Consider the following 15,444-nt stretch of genomic DNA (forward strand, 5'->3'; position numbering starts at 1 on the left):
CTTTCGTGCCTGCAACCCCCGCGCAGGCCGACCCCGACATCAAGGACGTCAAGGTTCGCGTCGACCGCCTCTACCACGAGGCCGAGGCGGCGCAGGAGCGCCTCCACGACGCCAAGCTCGACCTCGCCGACCTGCGAAGCGACCTCGACGGTCTGAAGGCCGACCAGGATCGCCAGGACGAGCGCCTCGGCGCCGTGCGCGACCAGGTCTCCGACGCCGTCGTGCGCCAGCTCGAGGGAGAGGGCATTTCGACCGTCGGTCAGATCGTCGTCTCCGACGACCCGGGGGCGTTCCTCGACTCGCTCTCGACGATGTCGTCGTTCAACGACCTCCAGGCGTCGCTGCTCTCCGACTACGACACCGAGCTCGAGGCCCTCGAGATCCGTCGCGAGGCCACCGCGTCCCGCACCAAGGAGATCGCTGAGATCACCGAGCAGCTGAGCGACGAGAAGGACACGGTCGACGACAAGCTCGCCGAGGCCAAGGACCTGCTCGCCGACCTCGAGGCCGAGGAGCGCGAGCGCGTGCTCGCCTCGCGCGGCACCACGACCCGCGCGCCCAGCTCGGTCTCAGTCCCCGCGTCCGGCCGTGCCGCCGCGGCCGTGCAGTACGCGATGGCACAGGTGGGCGACGCCTACGTCTACGGCGCCATGGGCGAGAACGCCTTCGACTGCAGCGGCCTGACCATGCGCGCCTGGGCCCAGGCCGGCGTGTCGCTCCCGCACTCGTCCAGCGCCCAGTTCAGCTCCGGCCCGCGCATCGCCGCCAGCGACCTGCAGCCCGGCGACCTGGTCTTCTATTACAGCCCGATCAGCCACGTCGGCATGTACATCGGCAACGGCATGATCGTCCACGCTGCCAACCCCGGCACGGGCGTCGCCGTCTCGGGCCTCTACTCGATGCCCTTCGTCGGCGCGGTCCGCCCTGGCTGACCAGCAGACATCGAAGGCCGGTCGTCCACTCCTGTGGGCGGCCGGCCTTTCGCTGTTCCTCGTGGTGGTCCTGGTCGTCGTCCTCACCATGGACGGCCGGCAGGAGGTGGCGCCCCCTCAGCCGACCGAGGCGCCGCGGGCGAGTCCGGCGGAGGCGGCGGCCGCGCTGACCGCGTTCGTCGAGGCCGTCGAGGAACGTGACGGGCAGGCCCTGGCGCGGCTGGCGCCCCCCCAGGTGCCGGCAGCGGACGAGCTGTTGTCGGGCATCGCGGCCAACGTCCGCTCGCTCGACCTCGCGGCCGTGGACGCGCGCTACGTCGACCAGCTGGGCGCTGTCGCCCCCGACGGCTCGTGGAGCGGCGTGGCCGAGCTGACGTGGCGCGTGCGCGGCTTCGACGCGGCGCCGGCGCGCACCGACGTGGTCGTGAGCTTCGCGCCGAGTGGCGGGGGACTGGGCATCGTGGAGTTCGCGTCGTCCGAAGCAGCGGGGGCTCGCCTGCCGCTGTGGCTCCGTGGCCGCCTCGCGGTCTCCCGGTCGGACGGCGTCCTCGTGATGGCGGACGGCTCCTCGAGCGTCGCCGAGGCCACGGCGGCACGCACGGCGCGGGGCATCGACGTCGTACGACGCGTCCTGCCGGAATGGAGCTCGCCCGTGGTGGTGGAGGTGCCCGCCACCGCAGCCGCGCTCGACGAGACCCTGGGCGCACGACCAGGGACGTACGCCGGGATCGCCGCGGTGACGGCCGCGGTCGGACGAGCCTCGGACGGCGACGGTCCCGTACACGTGTTCGTGAATCCTGACGTCACGGACGGGATGAGGCACGTAGGAGCGCAGGTGGTCATGAGCCACGAGCTGGTCCATGTCGCGACCCGTGCGGTGCGCAAGCCGGTCGAGCCGTGGCTGCTCGAGGGCTTCGCGGACTACGTCGCGCTCCGCGGCACGCGCCTGCCGGACCGCGTCACCCTGGGACGTGCCATCGCGGCAGCCAGGCGCGACGGCGTACCGGAGGCCTTGCCGGGCGCTGCGGACTTCGACACCCGGGCCCACGACCTCCAGGCGAGCTACGAGCTCGCCTGGCTGGCGTGCCGGGTCATAGCCGAGCGACGGGGGGAGCGGGCGCTGACGTCCGTTCACGACGCGGTCGCCGGAGGTGAGTCCGTCGGCAGTGCGCTCAGTAGGTCGGCGCTGTCGCGCGAGCTTCTCACCCGAGCGTGGCGGAACCGCTTGCGCGACCTGGTCAGGTGAGGCCCCGGAACGAGCGGAAGGCAACCGGGGAACCGGTTGCCTTCCGAGTGGAGCGGATGGTGCTTGGACAGGTTCGCGGTCACACACCCTCGCCTGCCGAACCGTCAGTTCCAGCTGCCGACCGACGTCGCCAAGCCTGCGAAGAAGGTGTTGAGTGAGTTGCCGAACAGTCCGACGCCAATGACGATGATAAGGGCGATCAGCCCCACCAGCAGTCCGTACTCCGTGGCTGTGGCGCCTTTGTCGTCCTCGCGGCCGGTGATCATGAACGTGATGAGCTTCTCGAGCATGGAAATCCCCTTAGATCAGAATCGTCCGAGACCTGGATGATCCTCCCCACATCTCGGTCTCCGTCGCATCCGGCATCCGGACGTAACGCATGGGTCGTTGTGACTAGCACTACACAGTCACGACGCGGCGCCAGGCGGGACGAGCAGCTGGTAGCCGGCGTCCTTGTCGAGCTCCACCCACCCCCATTGTTCACGGAGCGCAAGGGCGAGCGGCGATGCCTCGGGAAGGAGCGCCGCTCCGGGCGACCACTCCTCGAACGCCTCGTCCCAGCCAGGTGCGGCTGCTTGCACGACGGCGTACGCCTGCAGGTGCTGCACGGGGTAGGCCTCCGTCATCCCGTCCACCACCGGCTCCAGGTCAGGGTGCTGCCAACGGAGCCAGCCGCCGACCTCGTACGAGTTGAAGACCACGGTGGGACCTAGGGAGTCCAGCGACGCGTCCAGTCCCCTCGGGACTTCGGCCGGCTCCGCGGCCGTGTACGGCACAACGAGACCCACTCCCACGGCGGCAGCGAGGGCAGCGAGCCGGAGGGTCCACCTCTCGCGACGGAGCTCGGGCTGCGCATCCCGGCGCAGTGCGCCTTGCAGAGCGGCAGCGAGCAGCGGGGTGACCATCACAGCGCCGATCGCCACCGTGCGCGTAGCGAGCAGGATCCAGCCCGTGGCCAGAACGAGGAGAGCGATGTAACTCCACGGCACCCGGCGCGTGGACCGCGCCCAGGTCACCACCACGATGGCCACCATCAGAGCGGCCGCCGCAGGGGCCGGGGAGCGGAACGATGGTGGCTGCCACTCAGTGATGAAGGCGCCGATGCCCGCGACTGCGAATGGCGCCTGGAGGAGTGCAGGTCCTACGGGTGTGAGGGCGGCCACGAGCAGGCTGCCAACGGGGACAGCGGCCAGTCGCAGCCCGACGACGCGATTTAGGCGACCGTCGAGTCCGAGGCCCGCCAAGACCGCCAGACCCACAACGGGTGAGATGAACCACATCCCGTGGCTCATCGCCCACACCCAGGTCAGGGGGACGAGCCACCAGCGAGGGCGGAGGTCGTCCGCGGTGTCGTGCCAGGCAAGAACGGTCAAGGCCAGGAACAGGTACGTCACCATGTGCGGGCGCGGGGACAGGCTCGCCCCCATGGCGGCCACGGCGAGTCCTGTGGCAAAGGCGGCAGGAATCGGATCGGCCACGTGACGGGCGATGCGGTGGAGGACCAGGACCAGAGCAAGGAGGCTGAGGGTGAACAACCATGCGACGGCGGGAAGCCCGCCCACTGACTCCGCAGCGGCGAGAACCACCTCGGTAAGCCACTGGGTGGGCACCCAGTGCTGATCGGAGAGGTCGCTCCACTGAGCGGTGACGGTCGTCACCGAGTGGGCGCGCACGATGTCGTGCCCGAGCCGTAGGTGCCAGAAGGCATCCGGGTCGGAGACGGCCCGGGCACCTTGACGTGCCACGGCCACGAGGAAGAGCCCCATCAACGCAGTAGGAAGCCAACCCGGTATGACCGAGGTTGGCTTGATCCCCACTGGGGTGTCTTCGGTTGTGGTGGGTGCTTGGATCGGCACGGTACCTCGTCCCGAGTACAAGGCCGCTCGGGCCCTGAAGCTGATGTCAGATGACGGCGTCGAGCCAGGTGGCCAGGCCGCTGAAGTAGGTGTTGAGGGAGCTGCCGAAGAGGCCGACGCCGACAACGATCACAATGGCGATGAAACCGACGAGAAGGCCGTACTCGGTGGCGGTTGCGCCCCGCTCGTCACGAGGCCGGGTGATGGTTCCTGTATCCATGGAGTTCGCCTTTCGGGTTGCAGAAGGCCGGCCATCCCGGTCGGGATGGCCGGCCTTCTTGACGCCCAGGATGGGTCAGTTCGTGGTCCAGCCGCCAACGGTGGTGCTGAGACCGCTGAAGAACGTGTTGAGCGACTTTCCGAACAGGCCGACACCGATGACGATGATGAGGGCGATGAGGCCGACCAGCAGGCCGTACTCGGTGGCGGTGGCGCCCTTCTCATCCTTGCGCGGCGTCATCATGAACAGCTGGAATGCGACGAACTTCTCAAGCATGGGATTCCCCTTTGTCTGTGTGATGAGTCTTTGGTTCCGAGCCCCCACAAGGACCCGTCGATGAGAACTCTGCCAAGATCCGCGTGTTGTCGAATCGGGTGATCGGCTCGCGATGCATAGTCCCTTGTGACTATCTCCCAGCCACCTCGCCGAACCTCTGGATGGCCTGGTTGGCACCTGCTCAGAACCGGTGGGGGGAGGCGTGGTCGAGCAGGCCCAGACGCATCGCGGAGACCAGCGCCTGGGCACGGTTGACGGCGCCCAGCTTCTGGTAGATGTGCGTGATGTGCGTCTTGGCGGTCGATTCGCTCATGTAGAGGTTTCCGGCGATCTCGCCGGTGCCCAGGCCGTCAGCCAGCAGCGTGAGAACCTGCTCCTCGCGACCGGAGAGCTTGGGCGGAGGGGGAGCAGTGGCCCGGCGCATCATCGCCGCGCTCAGGCCCGAGCACAGGAAGGTGCGCGGCGCCACGGCCGCGTGGCGAGCAGCACTCACCACGTCCGTCGCCTTACTGTCCTTCCCGACGAAAGCGGACGCGCCTGCCTCCATCGCAGCGAAGATCTGGTCGTCGCCCGCATGCATGGTGAGTACGACGACACCGGTGGTATCGCGCACCTCCCGCACCTGTCGCACCACTTCGAGCCCGTGACCGTCAGGGAGCTCAAGGTCGGTCACGACAACGTCGGGGTCGAGCTCTCGGAAGCTCGTGACGCCGTCGGCTACCGAGCCGGCCTGGCCGACCACCGTCATCTCGGCATCGCGCTCGAACGCTCGGGCAAGGCCTTGCCTGATCAGCTCGTGGTCGTCTATGAGCAGTACCCGTGTGGTCATGCGAGCTCCTTCGTTGCGGTCATCAGTGGCGGGGACTGCAGACGGACGATGGTTCCGCCGCCCTCTCGTGACGTGACCTCGAGGGACGCGTCGATGTCGGAGGCCCGTTCCTGCATGCTCTGGAGTCCCCAGTGCCGATCCTTGGGCCTGGCGTTGCCCACCCCGTCATCCTCGACCTCCAGGAGGAGCGTCGAGCCGTCCGAAACGAGGGTCACCCACAGGTTGTCGGCTCGTGCATGCTTGCGGACGTTGCCGATGGCCTCCTGGGCCACACGCAGGAGCTCGGTTTCGGTGCGCGGAGGGAGCGCAGGACCCGACTCGTCGAGCACCAGGTTGACTCGCAGCTCCATGTCCTGCGTGACCTGGTGGACGTAGTCAGCCAGCGCTCCGGAGAGCCGGTGCTCCGCGACATGGTGGCGGAGGTCCAGGATCGAGTAGCGGATCTCGGCGACGATGCGGCTGATCTCCTCCCGTAGGCCAGCGGCCAGGGCGAGCGTCTCGTCCTCGCTGGAGACCGACGTGATCTCGTCCACGAGGTAGCCGAGCGCCACGAGCTCCTGCGCGACACCGTCATGCATCTCGCGGGCGATGCGCTTGCGTTCCTCGGCGGTGGCGAGCCGTCGTACCTCGTCGAAGAGGACTGCGGTGTCCAGGCGGAGGGCGAACTCGTCGGCCACGGACTGGGCGACGGACCGGGAGTCCGCGGTCCAGCCATCGGGTCGACGCAGGACGACACTGCCGAGCTGGTGCCCGGCGCCTCGCATGCCCACCACGAGCACGTCCGCGACCCTCTGGTGATTGGCGCCGAGGGCGTGGCTGGCCAGGCACGTCGTGTCGCCGTTACTGGCGAGCTGCACGAGGGGCTGGCCCCACGCGTGCCCGTAGACCGCCACGCCGGAGGCGCCGGTTCCCTCCTGAAGTCTGCCCACGAGCTCGGTGGAGAGCTTCACACTGTCGAGACCGACTTCGCCCCGGCTCGTGAGATCGTGGAGCTGGCTCATGAGCTGGTGCGTGGCGACGTAGGGCGCCTGGCTCTGCTCGAGGGTACGGATGCTGCGGGTCTGGACACCAGCGAGGATGCCGATGCCGAGCCCGGTGACGAGCCAGAAGCCGGCGGACTGCAGCATGTCGCGCGACGGCGGAACCTGGGAGAGCCAGCTCCCGACGAGCACGGCGGCGGCCGACGCGAGGAAGGAGTTGGCCGTGGACAACCACCCGTGCCGGATGCCGGCCACCAGGGGAGGCACGGCCAAGTAGAGAAGGATCGACTCGTCCCGGGAAGGGTCCGCCGCCACGACGGCGCCAACCAGCAGCGCCTCGATGACCGGAACCCACCCCTGCACGCCGTCGGCGCTCATTGCTTCCACCACGCTGGCAAGCGTGGCGAGCAGGCTGAGCACCATGAGCAGGACCGCGACGCGACCGAGCCCCCCGACGGACAGGGCGCGCCCCATGACCAACGCTATGGCGAAGACTCGGACTGCCGTCGTAATACGCCACGTGCGCTGTGCCGAGCGGGTGGGCTCGGCCGAGGCGATCATGTCGAGGATCACTGGCTGCCGAACAGGTCGCCCATCGACAGGAACACGGGTCCGATGACGACGATGAAGATGGTTGGAAGGATGAAGAAGATGACGGGAAAGAGGATCTTGACGGGGACCTTCTGAGCGGCCTCCTCAGCGCGTTGGCGTCGCTTGGTGCGCATCTCGTGGCTCTGGATGCGAAGGACACGCGCGATCGGGATGCCGAGGCTGTCGGCCTGCACCATGGCTAGGCAGAAGGACTTGAGGTCGGGCAAGCTGGTGCGCTCGCCCATGGCCCGCATGGCCGCCGCGCGGCCCATGCCCAGCTGCATCTCCTGGAGCAGACGGGCGAACTCACCGGCGAGGGGTCCCGTGGTGTTCTTGGCGACCCGGGCCACGGCTGCGTCGAAGCCCAGGCCGGCCTCCACGGAGATGGTCAGCAGGTCGATGGCGTCGGGAAGGGCGTTGCGCATGAGCGACTCGCGCTTGTCGCCAGCGTTCTTGAGCAGGAGGTTGGGAAGGACGTAGCCGAACGCGGCGAAGCCGGCGGTGAGGAGCGCGACCCGGCTTAACGAGTAGTCGCGGGAGAGGCAGAACAAGAACCCGAGCCCACCCAGGGCGCCGATGCCGAGGACCTTGAGGCCGATGATGCGGTTCACGTCCCAGGCGGGCGGGTTGCCCGCGATGTCGAGGCGGTGGGCGATCTTGACGGCCGTGTCGGCGCGCGTGATCTTACGACCGATTCCGACGAGACGTCCCCCGAGGGGCGCGATGACTCGTTCGGTGAACGGTCGCTCGAGCTCAGCCGTGATGACGCTCGGCGCTGCGTTCATGGCGTTCACGGCGGCGACCGACCGCGCGACTGCGCGTCGTTCGTTGGTGAGGACCCCCATGATGGAGAAGCACAGCACCAGCGCGGCGAAGAGGAGACCCGCTCCCAGCAGCAACAGCATGTTGGTCACACCTTGATCTTGGTGAGTCGGGACATCACGAAGCCGCCACCGACGAGCATGCACACGGCGATACCGAGCATGATGTACCCGGTCCCCGTGGTCAGCATGGGATCGATGAAGTCGCGCTTGAACACGAGCATGTAGCAGAACAGTGCGATCGGGAGCCCCGTGAGGACGTAGCCCGAGAACCGGCCCTCCGCGCTGAGGACCCGCACCTGTCGGCGCAGGTACTCACGGTCCCGGAGGGTGTCCGAGACCGTGTTGAGCAGCTCGGCCAGGTTTCCGCCGACCTCACGCTGGATGCGGATGGCCATCACGACCCATGAGAAGTCCTCGGACTCCATGCGCTCGGCGACGTTCTCGAGCGTCTCCTCGATCGGGATGCCCAAGCGCTGCTCGACGAGTGCGCGTCCGAGCTCGCCGGCCATCGGCTGGTGTCCCTCACGCACGACGGTGTCGATGGACTGCGGGAGCGAGAGCCCGGCTGACAGGCCTCCCGCCATGAGCGTCAACGTCTCGGCGAGCTGGGCGTTGAAGGCAGCCAGCCGCTTGGAGTGCTTGCGCTTGAGCCACCACCACGGGACCAGCACGCCGGCCACGAAGAGGATGACCATCAGGGCTCCACCCTTGAGCACCAGGCCGACGAACGCGGCGCCCAGCGCGATGGCCGCGTGCAGCAGGAGCCACTCGGCCGGCTTCAGGGAGGATCCCGCGCCCGCAAGACGCTTGGAGAGCCGGTCCTCGAAGTCGCCCTTGACCATCTGCCCGGCGAGGTCGACGGCGGCGTCCTTGATGCTTCCCTCGGCCTTTGCCTGGTGGCGACGACCGCCCCCGGACGTGGCGTTGACGCCGCCGCCCTGGGCGAAGTAGCTCCCCAGGCGCTGCTCACTGCGCGACTTGCTCGCTCCTCCGCCAAGGGCGAAGGCGAGCACGCCCGCCAGGCCCAGCCCGAAGGCGAGCGCCCCCATCAGAAATCCCCTGGGTCCGATGAGTGGGGTCCCGGACGCGACCACCTGGGGAGACCCGGCCGAGTCCGAGCCCGAGGTCGAGCTCGCCGCCAGGGAGACGAAGGCGGAGTCCGTGTACGTCGCACCGTCGGCCGTCAGCGATACCTGCACGGTCTGCTCGCCCGAGACCCCCTCCGGGAGGTCGAACGTGACCAGCACCTGCGAGGCCAACGCCTCGGCCTGGGCAGAGAAGACGGAGCTCAGCGCCGAGGCGTCTGCAGGGATGACCTGACCGCCCGCCGCGGAGGCGAGCCCGTCCAGAGTCGCCTGCTGCTCGGGCGACTGCCCGAGGGCGACGACGTCGATGACGACACCCGCGTCGCTCGCCGCGGTCGTGAGCTCGTCGATCGCGGTGGTGCTGCCGGTGTCCGCACCGTCGGAGAGCACGAGGAGCGAGCGCGCTCCCTCGTCGCCGGCGAGCTCCGCGCCTGCCGCGACGGCGTCGTACATCTTGGTGCCGGGCTTGAGCTCGACACCGGCCAGCTCGTCGACGATCGACTGATGGTCGGTGGTGGGGGAGATGGTCTGCTGGACGGCGCCCGCGAAGGTCACGAGGCCGATCTGAACGTCCGCGGGAGCGGCCGTCAGAAAGGCGTCGATCGCGCTCGTCGCGGAAGCAATCTTCTTCCCCTTCATGCTATTGCTGGCATCCAGCACCAGCACGGTGGTGCGCTCGACCTGTCCGCCCTGGATCGTCTCCGCCGAGGCGTCCAGCTCCTCGCCGTCGATTGATGCCCTCACGCTGTCGAGGTCAGGCACGGCGCCCACCGGAACACCGTCCACGCCGAGCAGGAGCGAGACCTTGGCGTCCTCTGACTGGACGTGGTCGATGGCGATCTCGTCGGCGGCGGCTGCAGCCGTCCCAAATGCGACGAACCCGAGGACCAGGGCGCCGCTCGTGATCACTGGAAGGAACCTCATAGCACGCCACCACGGGTGGCGAAGACGGCCGGGTCGACGTGGACGCCGTGGTCGGACAGGCGCTCCAGGAAGCGGGGGCGCAGCCCGGTGGAGACCAGCTCTCCCTGGAATTTGCCTTGGTCATTCACGCCGGCTGAGTAGTCGAAGAGGAACACGTCCTGCGTCGTGATGATGTCGCCCTCCATGCCGACGATCTCGGTGATCGCGGTGATGCGGCGCGTGCCGTCCTTCAGGCGCGTCTGCTGGATGATGAGGTCGACGGCGCTGGACACCTGCTCGCGAATGGCGCGCACCGGGAGATCCATCCCTGCCATCAGCACCATGGTCTCGAGACGGGCCAGCGCGTCGCGCGGCGTGTTGGCGTGCAGCGTTGAGATGGAGCCGTCGTGACCGGTGTTCATCGCTTGCAGCATGTCCAGGGCGGCCGCGTCACGGATCTCACCGACGACGATGCGGTCGGGGCGCATTCGCAGGGAGTTCTTGACCAGGTCGCGGATGAGCACCGCGCCCTTGCCCTCGATGTTCGGAGGGCGTGACTCCAGTCGCAGCACGTGGTCCTGGCCCAGCCGGAGCTCGGCCGCGTCCTCGATGGTGACGATGCGCTCATCGTCCGGGATGAAGGAGGACAGCACGTTGAGCGTCGTCGTCTTGCCTGCGCCGGTGCCGCCGGAGACCAGGATGTTCAGGCGTCCTTTGACGCACCCCTCGAGGAGGTTGGCCGAGGACTGGGTGAGGCTGCCGAAGTTGATGAGGTCCTGGACCGTGTACGGGTCCTCGGAGAACTTGCGGATGGTGAGCTTCGACCCGTCGAGCGCCAGGGGCGGAATGATCGCGTTGACACGCGAGCCGTCGGGGAGGCGAGCATCCACCATGGGGCTCGCCTCGTCGACTCGTCGGCCGATCTTGCCGACGATCTTGTCGATCGTGCGGCGCAGGTGCGCCTCGTCGGAGAAGCTCGTGCCCGTCTTGACAAGCTTGCCGCTGCGCTCGATGTAGATGCTGTCGTAGGCATTGACCATGACCTCGGAGAGCTCGGAGTCGCGCAGCAGCGGCTCGAGCGGGCCGTAGCCGAGGATGTCGTCGGAGATCTCTTGAGTGATCCGTGTGCGGTCGGCCCCTGACATGACCACGTCGGTCGCCGCCACCGCTCCCTGGAGCGCCAGTCGTACGTTGCTCTCCAGCTCGCTCTGCGTCATGTGCACGTCGTAGAGCTTCGGACCGAGCGACGCGACCAGCTGGGCGTGCACGGCTCGCTTGACGTCGTCGAAGGGGTCGCGGACGCTCGCCTTCGTCGGCTTGGCGGGCGCGGCGCTGGCGGTGGCCGGCACCTTCTCCGTCGTGGTGGGCTCGTGGCTCTCGGAGCGGGCCCGCTGGGCAGCCGCCAGTCGGTCGGTGAGACCCATGTCAGGCCTTCCTCAGTCGGAAACGGCTGGCGGAGGAACGGGACTTGTCGTCCGCGTCCGGCTCCGCCTGGGCGGCGCGGGCCGCGCCCGCGATCGAGCTGGCAAAACCCTTGATGGCCTTGCTGTTGGGGTGGCTTGCGTAGGCACGGACCAGGGGCTCGCCGCGGTTTACCGCGGTGAGCACCTCGCGGCTGGACACGAGCGTGCAGTCGGCTTTGAGGCCTAGCGTGGACTCGTACTCGTTGGCGGACAGCCCCACCTTGGCGTCGGCGCGATTGAGCACGAAGCGCCACTTCTCTCGGGGGAAGTTCAGCAGGTCCAGAGTCTGGGTCGCGAGCTTGAGGCCCTTGAGCGCCGGGATGTCGAGCGTCCCGACGAGGACGAGCGTGTCCGTGCGGTCGAGCGCGGTCAGCGCGTGGTCGTCGAACACTCCCGACGTGTCCACCACGACGTAGTCGTACAAACGCACGAGGAGGTCTAGGAGCTTGCCGATGTCGTCGTTGGTGGCCTGGTCGGGGGCGTCGAGGTGGACCGGAGCAGCGACCACAGCCAGCGTCTTGGAGTAGGGCGTCACCAGCGTCTCGACGGCATCGACGTCGATCTCGCCATGGAAGGCCGCCAGGTCGTTCAACGTTCGCATCGGTGTGAGCTGGAGCATGATCGCTATGTCGCCGTTGTTCACGTCGAGATCGACGATGCACACCGAGTTCTCCTGGTCGGCCAGAGACACGGCGATGTTGGCAGCCATCAGGCTCTTGCCCACCCCGCCCTTCGTCGAGAACACGGTGATCAGCTGCCCGGTGGGCCGTTCGGCCTCCTCGCGCGCGGCCTCGGCCCGGGCGTGGGCCTCGGAGAGGGCAGCACTCGCTGCCGCTTGCGCGGCTGCCTGGTTCTCGTCCTCCATCGTCTGCGAGATGGCGGTGGACACCGCACGTGCTCGGCTGACCGCTGTCGTGAGGCCGGCCAGGTCGCGGGACTCGACAACCTCGCGCATGCCGCTGCGCAGTGCGGTCGAGAGGGCGTGGGCGTCCACAGTCTCTCGAAGCAGGATGACTCCCAGGTCAGGCTTGTGGACGCGGGCCCACTGGGCGAACACGGCAGCGTCGTCCACTGGCACGGAAGGCCCGATGACCACCGCGAACTCATGCGGCGTCGCCGAGATGTGCTCGCTCAGCGCCTCCATGGACTCGAGCGGAACAGACCCGTGGAGCATCGCCTGAAGGACGCTCAACCGGGACCGTTCCGTCTCCACGATTGCCGTCATCCAGCGGTCCCCCGGAACGTCTCTGGCAGGATGTCCACCGGGTTGACGCCAGCCTCGTCCTGCGACTTCGTCTCGCCGCCGAGCAGGGCGAAGGTGAGATCCGTGGTGCGGTCTGCAAGGACTAGCCGTTCGCCCTCCTTCTGCGTCACGGCCACCGTGAGGATCGTACGCGGCACCGCTTCGGTGACTTGCTCGCCCTCGTCGGTGGTGGTTGTGGTGGACGACACGGACGTCGTCCCCACACCGATCACCGGTACGCGGGACAGGATGATGCGGGTGACGGAGGAGAGGGTCTGCTCCGTGCCGTCCGGCAGCCGTCGGACAGGGGAAGCAGCCGTTCCGAAGATCGCCACCTCCGAGCCCGGGTTGACGAAGCCGGCGACCCGCTCGAAGTCGGTGAGCTCGATCGAGATCGCCATCTTGTCGTCTGGGATGACCAGATTCTCGATGTCACCGAGCGTGCCGAATCGGTCAGAGATGACCTGCTCGCCGGGGTAGACGGTGCCGAGGGCGACCAGGTCGGTGATCGATGCCGTGCTGTCGAGGGCACCGGCGACCATGTCGTCGCGACGTACCTCCCTCGCCTCGAACTTCCCGGCCTCCTGTGCGGCACTGACGGTCTCGCCGGCCTCGATCACATCGGTCGCGGTGAGCACCTCGACCAGCTCCTGGCCTTGGGTGGCGCGATCGTCGATGCCTCGCACGTAGAGCACGATCATCGCAGTGCCGAGCGATGCGATCAGGATGGCGACGATGAGCAGCATGGAACGGCGAGCCATGAAGAGTTCCTTCATTCGAGGGACAGGGTCGGGAGTAGCGAGGTGGGAAAGGGACCGAGCGTGGTCGGTCAGTCGACGAGGACGATCACCTTCGCGCCAGTCCCGCGGTAGGCCACTTCGTGGCCCTCAGCGGTCGTCCCGGCGGGAAGTGCGTCGTTGTTGATGAACCAGACCCTCATCTCACGCACCTTGGTGCCGCTCAGCGTCAAGCCGTTGGGGACACCCGGGGTGGTGGCTCCGGGGCTGCCTTTGGTGCCAGATGCCGGCTGGTCCGTGATGAAACCGGGCTTGAAACCCTGGATCGAGACGTCCTTCTTCCCGTTGGGCGGGTCGGTGATGAGCGGCACCCAGACGAAGCGCGGGGAGTCGAAGATCGCTGGACTGATGACCGGCTCGCCCGTGTAGGTCGACTTGGTGACGTCGCCGACCCGGATCGACGGGTCCGTGAAGAAACAACTCAGGACGTCGTCGTTCAAGCTGTAGCCCGACACATTGATGTTGGAGCGGGCGCACGGGGACGTGGCGGGCTTGTTGAGCCGGCCCGGGTTCCCGTTGATCCCCGTGATCATGCCCTCCTCGAGGGCATTGGCCGGCAGCCCGGTGTCGGTCGGCACGCAGTTCTGGCCGTCGACCGGGTTCGTCATCGCCCCCGATACGCCGTTGCAGAGGTTGGGTGCCGACGGTGCGCCTGGCATGGTCCCGAGCTCGTGGTCGATGCCCAGTGCGACGTTGAGCGAGATCAACGTGTTGGGGTTGCTCGCCGCCGGAGTTCGCTCGATGCCCAGCGACCCGAAGTTTCCGCTGACGCTGTCCATGCAGTAGAGCTTTTCGTCCCCGACAGTGAACTTCGTGACACCGCTCGTGGCGTTGCCGTCGTTGGCTGACCACTTGCCGTCCTGGAGGACCCGGACGTACCAGGTGTCCTCGACGTTGGTCACCCCCGTTGGAACTGGAGCGACCGTGATCTTGGAACTGCTGTTGACGACCGCGCCGCTGCCCACCGCCACTTGGAAGTGGTCGCCGGAGGCATTCGTGAAGCCGACTGCCGTGACGCCGCCTGACGAGGTGAAGTTCGAGCCCGTGATGACGAGGCTCGCCACGCCAGTGCCGATCGGAGTGCTCGACTGCGATAGACCGGACAGGTTCGCCGAAGCGAGGCTGGCCGAGCTCGGCACGAGCGGGATGACTGGCGGCGTCGACAGGCCACTGCTGTTGGTCGACAGCACCTGCATGCCAGTGCTGCAGGCCGGAGTCGCGTAGAACGGCATCGTCGCGAGGCGCGGCGAGCGCACCTCGGCGGCCGCGGACGCCGGGACATCGATCCTGTCCCTGGACGTCACTGCCTTGGCCAGCCCGAGGTTCACCTTCGCGGTGGGGGTCCACAGCTCCACCCGCCACTTGTTGCAGTTCATGTAGCCGTTGCCGTCAGTAGGCGACCCGTCGAGGTTGATGTCGCCAACCGCCTTGGGGTCGCCGCCCTGGTCGATCCAGTTGCTGATGAGGTAGTTCTTCGCAGCGTTGATCGCGCCGGCCGTGCAGACCGTGGTGCCATCGAGCTCGGCCGCAGCGGCGAGGACGGCCTGGTCGGCCGCGCTCTGGAGCGATGCCCGCTTGGCATAGACCTGTCCCATGTCGATCGCCACGGCGGCCATGCCCAGGATGACCATCGCCATCAGGGCAACCATGACCGCGATGGCTCCCGCCTCGTCGTGACGGCGGTCGGCGATCGGCTTCCGGAAGCTGCGCAGATACCTCACGGGCACCCCTGTACGTCTTCGACGCGCGCGGTGGCGGTCTTGGTGATGTCCGCGTTGAAGTCCCAACCGGGCACGAGGTTGAACCCGAGCGCCTTCGGCTTCATCTTCACGGTGACGGTGACGGTGTCGCCGGGTTCCCAGTTGCTTGCCGTGTTGCCGGACGCCTTGGTGAGGGCCGCGTTCGAGGAGACCGAGCTCGTGCGCGCGGCGGGCGTCACAGCCGTGGTGACCTTGGCCTGGTTGGCCACAGTCGCGCACGGGTTGACGGCCCAGGCCCGGGCCCCTTCGCGGGCGCCGTTCGAGGCAGCCTGGAAGGCCCAGAGGTAGACCGCGAACTGGAACACCACTCCGACGAGGGTCACCAGGATGAGCGAGACGAGCGCGAACTCGACCGCAGCGGCTCCCCGCTCGTGGTTCTTGCGTCGACGCATCACTCGTACCCTTTCGCCGGATGACGTCTGCGAGGGCCCGATTCCTT

At 67.9% G+C, this 15,444-nt stretch carries 15 protein-coding genes; 2 read left to right on the forward strand and 13 right to left on the reverse strand.

Features of this window, described 5'->3' with window-relative positions; all coding sequences use genetic code 11:
* Window positions 1-5 precede the first annotated feature (5 nt).
* Window positions 6-932: an NlpC/P60 family protein gene (locus ACXJKB_RS03215; RefSeq protein WP_457185353.1), complete on the forward strand. Its 927-nt coding sequence runs from the start codon at window positions 6-8 to the stop codon at window positions 930-932.
* 61 nt (window positions 933-993) lie between these two features.
* Window positions 994-2,178 carry a hypothetical protein gene (locus ACXJKB_RS03220; RefSeq protein WP_457185355.1) on the forward strand — a complete coding sequence of 395 codons (1,185 nt, stop codon included), beginning with the start codon at window positions 994-996 and terminating at the stop codon, window positions 2,176-2,178.
* A gap of 104 nt (window positions 2,179-2,282) precedes the next feature.
* On the opposite strand, the gene ACXJKB_RS03225 is transcribed toward ACXJKB_RS03220, so the two are convergent.
* The 13 genes from ACXJKB_RS03225 to ACXJKB_RS03285 form a co-directional block, all read right to left on the reverse strand.
* Window positions 2,283-2,468, reverse strand: a complete 186-nt coding sequence (locus tag ACXJKB_RS03225; protein WP_457185357.1) for a Flp family type IVb pilin — start codon at window positions 2,466-2,468, stop codon at window positions 2,283-2,285.
* Window positions 2,469-2,585: 117 nt separating this feature from the next.
* On the reverse strand, window positions 2,586-3,944 hold the full coding sequence (locus ACXJKB_RS03230; protein ID WP_457185359.1) for a hypothetical protein: 1,359 nt from the start codon (window positions 3,942-3,944) through the stop codon (window positions 2,586-2,588).
* Window positions 3,945-4,080: 136 nt separating this feature from the next.
* The gene (locus tag ACXJKB_RS03235) at window positions 4,081-4,254 is read right to left on the reverse strand and encodes a Flp family type IVb pilin (RefSeq protein ID WP_457185361.1); all 174 of its coding nucleotides are present in this window, start codon (window positions 4,252-4,254) and stop codon (window positions 4,081-4,083) included.
* A 75-nt stretch (window positions 4,255-4,329) separates the two neighbouring features.
* On the reverse strand, window positions 4,330-4,530 hold the full coding sequence (locus tag ACXJKB_RS03240; protein ID WP_457185363.1) for a Flp family type IVb pilin: 201 nt from the start codon (window positions 4,528-4,530) through the stop codon (window positions 4,330-4,332).
* 181 nt (window positions 4,531-4,711) lie between these two features.
* Entirely contained in the window at window positions 4,712-5,359 is a 648-nt protein-coding gene (locus ACXJKB_RS03245; protein ID WP_457185365.1) for a response regulator, read from the reverse strand.
* Window positions 5,356-6,813, reverse strand: a complete 1,458-nt coding sequence (locus ACXJKB_RS03250) for a sensor histidine kinase (protein ID WP_457185367.1) — start codon at window positions 6,811-6,813, stop codon at window positions 5,356-5,358. Before ACXJKB_RS03250 ends, ACXJKB_RS03245 begins: the two co-directional genes overlap by 4 nt.
* Before the next feature lie 95 nt (window positions 6,814-6,908).
* Window positions 6,909-7,835, reverse strand: a complete 927-nt coding sequence (locus ACXJKB_RS03255) for a type II secretion system F family protein (protein ID WP_457185616.1) — start codon at window positions 7,833-7,835, stop codon at window positions 6,909-6,911.
* Window positions 7,836-7,840: 5 nt separating this feature from the next.
* On the reverse strand, window positions 7,841-9,748 hold the full coding sequence (locus tag ACXJKB_RS03260) for a type II secretion system F family protein (RefSeq protein ID WP_457185369.1): 1,908 nt from the start codon (window positions 9,746-9,748) through the stop codon (window positions 7,841-7,843).
* Window positions 9,749-9,759: 11 nt separating this feature from the next.
* Complete coding sequence (locus ACXJKB_RS03265) at window positions 9,760-11,166, reverse strand: CpaF family protein (RefSeq protein WP_457185371.1); 1,407 nt, start codon at window positions 11,164-11,166, stop codon at window positions 9,760-9,762.
* Between the two features lies 1 nt (window position 11,167).
* Window positions 11,168-12,349, reverse strand: coding sequence for an AAA family ATPase (locus tag ACXJKB_RS03270; RefSeq protein WP_457185373.1), 1,182 nt, complete (start codon window positions 12,347-12,349; stop codon window positions 11,168-11,170).
* A 77-nt stretch (window positions 12,350-12,426) separates the two neighbouring features.
* On the reverse strand, window positions 12,427-13,209 hold the full coding sequence (gene cpaB, locus ACXJKB_RS03275) for a Flp pilus assembly protein CpaB (RefSeq protein WP_457185375.1): 783 nt from the start codon (window positions 13,207-13,209) through the stop codon (window positions 12,427-12,429).
* A 68-nt stretch (window positions 13,210-13,277) separates the two neighbouring features.
* Window positions 13,278-14,966: a TadE/TadG family type IV pilus assembly protein gene (locus tag ACXJKB_RS03280; RefSeq protein ID WP_457185377.1), complete on the reverse strand. Its 1,689-nt coding sequence runs from the start codon at window positions 14,964-14,966 to the stop codon at window positions 13,278-13,280.
* Window positions 14,963-15,397: a TadE/TadG family type IV pilus assembly protein gene (locus tag ACXJKB_RS03285; RefSeq protein WP_457185379.1), complete on the reverse strand. Its 435-nt coding sequence runs from the start codon at window positions 15,395-15,397 to the stop codon at window positions 14,963-14,965. Before ACXJKB_RS03285 ends, ACXJKB_RS03280 begins: the two co-directional genes overlap by 4 nt.
* Between the last annotated feature and the right edge of the window lie 47 nt (window positions 15,398-15,444).

This window comes from Nocardioides sp. P5_E3, from assembly GCF_054049275.1.

What these genes read in the sequence shown, in the direction of transcription:
- ACXJKB_RS03285 (WP_457185379.1), bottom strand. Translation starts at nt 15,397, where the DNA reads ATGCGTCGACGCAAGAACCACGAGCGGGGAGCCGCTGCGGTCGAGTTC.
- ACXJKB_RS03245 (WP_457185365.1), bottom strand. Translation starts at nt 5,359, where the DNA reads ATGACCACACGGGTACTGCTCATAGACGACCACGAGCTGATCAGGCAA.
- ACXJKB_RS03250 (WP_457185367.1), bottom strand. Translation starts at nt 6,813, where the DNA reads ATGGGGCGCGCCCTGTCCGTCGGGGGGCTCGGTCGCGTCGCGGTCCTG.
- ACXJKB_RS03265 (WP_457185371.1), bottom strand. Translation starts at nt 11,166, where the DNA reads ATGGGTCTCACCGACCGACTGGCGGCTGCCCAGCGGGCCCGCTCCGAG.
- ACXJKB_RS03240 (WP_457185363.1), bottom strand. Translation starts at nt 4,530, where the DNA reads ATGCTTGAGAAGTTCGTCGCATTCCAGCTGTTCATGATGACGCCGCGC.
- ACXJKB_RS03225 (WP_457185357.1), bottom strand. Translation starts at nt 2,468, where the DNA reads ATGCTCGAGAAGCTCATCACGTTCATGATCACCGGCCGCGAGGACGAC.
- cpaB (WP_457185375.1), bottom strand. Translation starts at nt 13,209, where the DNA reads ATGGCTCGCCGTTCCATGCTGCTCATCGTCGCCATCCTGATCGCATCG.
- ACXJKB_RS03270 (WP_457185373.1), bottom strand. Translation starts at nt 12,349, where the DNA reads ATGGAGGCGCTGAGCGAGCACATCTCGGCGACGCCGCATGAGTTCGCG.
- ACXJKB_RS03255 (WP_457185616.1), bottom strand. Translation starts at nt 7,835, where the DNA reads ATGCTGTTGCTGCTGGGAGCGGGTCTCCTCTTCGCCGCGCTGGTGCTG.
- ACXJKB_RS03235 (WP_457185361.1), bottom strand. Translation starts at nt 4,254, where the DNA reads ATGGATACAGGAACCATCACCCGGCCTCGTGACGAGCGGGGCGCAACC.
- ACXJKB_RS03230 (WP_457185359.1), bottom strand. Translation starts at nt 3,944, where the DNA reads ATGGGGCTCTTCCTCGTGGCCGTGGCACGTCAAGGTGCCCGGGCCGTC.